At 75.4% G+C, this 1,428-nt stretch carries 1 protein-coding gene; it reads left to right on the top strand.

The window, feature by feature from the left end; all coding sequences use genetic code 11:
• Positions 1-9 precede the first annotated feature (9 nt).
• Positions 10-1,428 (top strand): hypothetical protein (locus tag K6I33_RS35020; RefSeq protein ID WP_229358826.1); only part of this gene is annotated, 1,419 nt, incomplete at its 3' end.

The following is a 1,428-nucleotide window of genomic DNA, read 5'->3' as shown; positions in this document are numbered from 1 at the left end:
TAAGGGACAGTGCACGCCCCGCCCTCGCGCGGGGCGCTGTTCCTGCGCCGTACGGTCGCGGGGGACTGGGCGGGGGCCGCGAAGGCGGCGCTGTGGCCGTCCGCCCTGCTCCTCGTCCTCGCGGTCGCGATCTCGCTGCCGTCCTCGGACGACCTCGACCACGCGCGCCTCGGCGACTGGTCCGACCGCTTCCAGATCGTCCTCGCCTTGCTGATCCAGGGCCTCGGCGGCACCCTGGACGTGGAGCTGCGTGGTGGTGACACGCTGCTGTCGATGTTCCTGCGCGGCAGCGGTTATCTCTCCGTATGGCCGCTAACGGTCACGATTCTGTGGGCCGGAGCGGTGGCTCTGGGCACGGCCCGGCTGCGTCGCACGACTGGAGCGACGAGCGGGGCCGGCGGGGCGGCCGAGGCCGCCGTGCGCGTCGCGCTGCTGTGCGGGGCGGCGGTGCTGGTGCTCGCCCTGTGCGGGCAGCCGGACGCCGACATGCTGGAGGTCTCCACCTCACCCGGCCTCGCCGCGCTGTTCTCCTGTGCGCTCGCGGGCGCGGTGAGCGGCGCGATGCTGTGCCGCGACCGGCTCGTCGCACGCCTGGGCGCCGGCGCCCAGGTGGTCATACGGGCGTGGGGCACCGCCCTGCGCGCCCTCGGCCTGTCGGTGGCGCTCTGCGCGCTGGTGGTGTTCGTCGTCCTCGCCGCGAACCAGGACGAGGTCGGCGGCTGGACCGTCGTCGGCTCGCTCCCGGTGCTGGTCAACCTCGGTCTGATGGCGCTCGGCGTCTCCTGGGGCGCGGGCGTCGAGGGTTCGTCCACCGAGCACAGCCGCCATGTGGGCGGCACCCTCGGCCTTTCCGAGATCGGTGAACTGGCGGGCGGCTGGGCCCAGGCCGGCGCCGTGGCGCTGGGCGTGGTGTGCGCGGTGGTCCTCGCCGTCCTGGCGGCGCGGCGCTCGGCGGACCGGGTGGAGCAGGTGCTGTCCGGGGTGTTCTTCCTGGCGGCGCTGTGGCTGCTGTCGTTCGTCTCCGGCGGCGACATGCGGATGACCTCCGGTTCCTCTTCTCCCTTCTCGGGACGCCTGCGGGGCATGGAGGCGTCGGTCGGCACGAACGCCGGGGAGCTGCTGCTGTTCGGCCTGCTGTGGACGACGGGCGCCGTGCTGCTGGCGGGTGTGCTGGGACGTCAGGGGGCCAGTGGGACGGGCAGTACGGGCGGTACGGCTGCGGTGCCGGGTGCGGTGTCGGGTGCGGCCGTGGTGCCGCCGGTGCCGGACCGGCCGCCCGTCCCGGACCGTCCTCCCGTGCCCGCGCAGCCGCCCGTGCCCGCGCAGCCGCCCGCGGCCCCGCCCGTTCCGCCTGTCCCGTCCGCGGCACCTGTCGCGCCCACCGCACAGCCCGCCGCGCCTCCGGCGCCTCCGGTGTCGTACGAGCAC

The sequence above is a fragment of the Streptomyces sp. UNOB3_S3 genome, from assembly GCF_020740895.1.
In the GTDB taxonomy this organism is placed as follows: Bacteria; Actinomycetota; Actinomycetes; order Streptomycetales; family Streptomycetaceae; genus Streptomyces.
This window is presented reverse-complemented; position numbering and strand designations above follow the sequence as displayed.